Annotated in this window: 3 protein-coding genes; 1 reads left to right on the top strand and 2 read right to left on the bottom strand. The window is 46.2% G+C overall.

Going from position 1 to position 3,776, the window contains the following annotated elements:
• Positions 1 to 1,928: DUF3536 domain-containing protein (locus F8S12_RS07240; protein ID WP_196515646.1), on the top strand; the 1,928-nt coding region annotated here is incomplete at its 5' end.
• Positions 1,929 to 1,949: 21 nt separating this feature from the next.
• On the opposite strand, the gene F8S12_RS41555 is transcribed toward F8S12_RS07240, so the two are convergent.
• Together F8S12_RS41555 and F8S12_RS07235 are read right to left on the bottom strand one after the other, a co-directional pair.
• Positions 1,950 to 2,078 carry a hypothetical protein gene (locus tag F8S12_RS41555; protein WP_269144779.1) on the bottom strand — a complete coding sequence of 43 codons (129 nt, stop codon included), beginning with the start codon at positions 2,076 to 2,078 and terminating at the stop codon, positions 1,950 to 1,952.
• Positions 2,079 to 2,248: 170 nt separating this feature from the next.
• Positions 2,249 to 3,745: an HlyD family efflux transporter periplasmic adaptor subunit gene (locus tag F8S12_RS07235; RefSeq protein ID WP_196515645.1), complete on the bottom strand. Its 1,497-nt coding sequence runs from the start codon at positions 3,743 to 3,745 to the stop codon at positions 2,249 to 2,251.
• Positions 3,746 to 3,776 lie beyond the last annotated feature (31 nt).

The raw sequence follows: 3,776 nt of genomic DNA, 5'->3' as shown, positions 1-3,776 counted from the left end.
CCCCACTCCCCACTCCCCACTCCCCGCCTTATATTGATATCTTCTTCTACGATGGCCCAATATCGCGGGACATGGGTTTTAGTGATGTCGTTTATAATTCTAGTCGCTTTGCCGGACGTATCGGTTCGGCAGTGCGTGGGGATCATCGTCCAGCACAGTTGATCTCTGTGGCGACGGATGGAGAAACTTTTGGACATCACAAAAAGGGAACTGAGAAAACTTTAGCCTTTGCCTTTACAAAAGAGTTTCCCCAACAGAGTTGGACAGTGACAAACTTCGCCCACTACCTCAGCTTAAATTCTCCCGATTGGGAAGTGGAATTGAAGTCAGTCACAGCATGGAGTTGCGCCCACGGTGTAGATAGATGGCAAGATGACTGTGGTTGCGGTGGAGAAGGCGGTGTTTGGCATCAGAAATGGCGTCGTCCCTTGCGGGATGCCCTAAATTGGCTGCGGGATCAGCTAACTGAGGTGTATGAGGAACACGGCAGGCAGTTATTTCGTGATCCCTGGCTAGCACGAGATGAATATATCCAAGTGATGCGCGATCGCTCTGCTGCTAATGTTAACCGTTTTCTCTCCCGTCATCAAACCCACAAACTAACAGCAGCTGAACAAGTAGACGCTCTACGTCTATTAGAAATGCAGCGTCACGCTTTGTTGATGTTCACTAGTTGCGGTTGGTTTTTTGAAGAAATTTCCCGTCCAGAAGGGACGCAAATTCTCCGGTACGCTGCCCGTGCTTTGGAATTGGCGGGGGATGTGGCAGGTGTACAGTTGGAAAAAGGCTTCGTTAAACGTCTTGGTTTAGCCCCCAGTAATGTCGATCACTTCAAACACGGTGCCGAAATTTATCGGCAACTGGTGCTAACTGCCCAGCTTGGTTTCAAACAAGTAGCAGCGCATTACGCCATTACTTCCCTGTTTAACAATCACAAACCAGCAGAGACGCACAATTCTTTGTTTGTAAAAGATGCTGATGACAAAGAGTCTCAGCGTTACTATAAGCGGGTTTATTGCTACGCTGCCAATGAGCTAGATTACCAACTGCAACGCATGGGATCGCTAACTCTGGCTGTAGGCAATTTAAAGCTGGTATCAGAGATTACTTGGGAAAGTGAGCATTTGGTATTTGCTGTACTGCATTTGGGAGGTTGGGATTTCCACTGCTGCATTCAACAATTTACCGGACGGCTTGACTACAGCCAATTAAAAGAAAAGCTGTTTGGGGCATTACAACAAGCTAGTGCGGCTCATACTATCTTGGCGATGACGCAGCTATTTGGGGAAGAGACTTTCAGCTTGCAAAATCTATTTGCTGAAGAACGCCACCGGATTATGCAGTTACTCAGCCAGGAAACACTGACACGTTTAGGACAGTTGTATACCCAAGCCTACCGCGATAATTATGGTGTGCTGATGGCGTTTCATCGAGATGAAATAGCAGTGCCGCAAGAATTGCAGGTAGTAGCAGACATTGCTTTAGGGCATCGCTGTCTGATGACATTACGATCGCTTGAGCAAGACATCGCCGATCCCCAAAAAAGTTGGAATCACATAGTAGAATTGGAAGCGATCGCCACCGAAGCAAAACATCTGCATTGTCGGCTGAATATTCCCGACGGTAAGCAAATGTTAGAACAGTTAATTGCGCGATCGCTCTGGCAATTGTTGCATGATGCCAATGGTAGTTTTAATGCAGACATTCAACTATTGGAGCGGTTGATTGATGTTGGGGATCAACTAAATATTGATATTTCCCTACAGCGATCGCAAGAATTATATTTTAGTTGTCTGCACAGTCAAATCATACCTCTGTGTATCACCACCCTTAGCAATGAAGAAGATACTCATCGGTGCCGTCAGTTGCTCAAGTTGGGGCAAAAGTTATGCGTTGATGTGAGTATGATTTCAAATCAGTTTGTATAAGAGTATAAGCTTAGTAGTAAGCTAAAGCTCCTTTAAAACCTCGTTTCCAGCCTCTGGCTGGAAATGCACCTCATTGGGCTGCTGCCGCGAGTAAATGTTATTAGCTATCTTGTTTCCTCGTTCCCAGGCTCCGCCTGGGAATGCATTCATTGAGTCTCTGGCTCAATGTCTAACTGGAGGCAGCAGCCCCTAATTAGCCATTCCCATGCAGAGCATGGGAACGAGAGAACAATAGGAAATCGAGCTTTTTTCGACTTGTGTGTACACCGTAGCCCTTGGTGGGTGAGGGCGATTTTGTTAAAACAGGAAAGCTTACAAACCTACCTAACTGAAAATGCCTCGTTGAATCGCCGTGTCACAGGCTCAGTGATGAATGTCAAAATTGACTTTTTACGAGTGACAATTTCACCTGTAGCAGCCATCCCTGGTGTAAATTCTACTTCTTGACCCCGGACGTTGACTGAGTGTTTACTTAGCTTAATTCTTGTGGGAAAAACTAAGCCCAATTCTTTATCAACAATTGCATTCGGACTGACTTGCATGACTTCGCCAGCCACAGTGCCAAATTCCTGGAAGGGGAAAGTCGCCATTTTTACTTTTGCCTTCATCCCTTGACGAATAAATCCAATATCGCGGTTGAGGACTTTCACCTCTAGGAGCATTTCTTCTCCTTCCGGCAAAATTGATAGCAATTCTTCACCCGATTGTACTGGCCCCTTGGTGGCTTTGACTCTGTAAATTGTACCGGCAACGGGAGCCTCAATTGTTTCTAAAGCTTGCTGCTTTCTCGCCTGCTCTAATTGACCTTGAACAGTTGTCAGTTCTTCTTTGCGTTTGTTCAATTGGGTCAAAATTTCACTTTGGCGTTCTGATGCTACACGCTGGATCTGATTGCGTGCAGCTTTGTAGGCTTGTTCTGCTTGGCGAATTTCTTGGACTTGGGCAGCAATATCTTTTTCTAATGATGTGACTTTATCTTGAGCCTCTGTTATCCTATTCTGGGCGTTGGTAACTTCATCTTGTGATCTAGTGATTTCTGTCTTTGCACGAGTTAGTCTTTCTTGAGCATCCAAGTAATCGACACGAGGTACAGCGCCAGGAGTAATTAGGGTGCGTAGGCTTGTTTCCCTTTGTTCGGCGAGTGCCAAATTACTTTCAATTTTGACCCGGATGCTGTCTGCGTTGACAAGGTTGGTTTTGGCATTGCCAACGCTGCTTTTGGCATTAACTAAGTTGTCTTGCAACCGAGTCAAGCGGACTTTGGCTTGATTGATGAGTGCTGTTTGGCGATTTGCTTCTGCTTCGGCGGCTGCTTGACGCGCTTGGTAGTCTTGGAGGCGGGAGTTTAAAAGTTCATCTTGCAGTTTTGTTCCAGTAGTTTTACCTCCAGTCCGTTCTGCATCCAAACGTTGCAAATCGTCTTGAATCAATCTGGTAGATTTAGCTAGGCGAGAAACGTCCGTCATCTGCAAGTCTGGATCTTTTTGAATCAGAATTTGACCTTTGGTAACGCGATCGCCTTCTTGGACTTTGACGCCGACAATTGACCCTCCACCCAAGGCTGTCACTGGCCTTACCTGTGTGGAAGCAATTAATTCTCCTGATGATGTTGCTACTTCATCTATTTGCGAGAAATATGCCCAAGCGATCGCCCCAAATACAATAAATGTCATGGTTCCCGCCAATAATCTAGTGTACAGGGGTGGCAATTCCTGTACCGCCTTCCCCAATTCATAGGTGAGTTGTTCCTCTGGTTTGGCGAATCGCTCTTTTGTCTGACGTGCTTGAGCAGCATTTACAGCTAGGGAAGATTTCATAGAATTTTGGAGTGGGGAGTGGGGAGTGGGG

The organism is Nostoc sp. WHI (assembly GCF_015714725.1).
Lineage (GTDB): Bacteria > Cyanobacteriota > Cyanobacteriia > Cyanobacteriales > Nostocaceae > Nostoc.
Note: the sequence above shows the minus strand (reverse complement) of the source record. Positions and strands in the feature narration are given on the sequence as shown.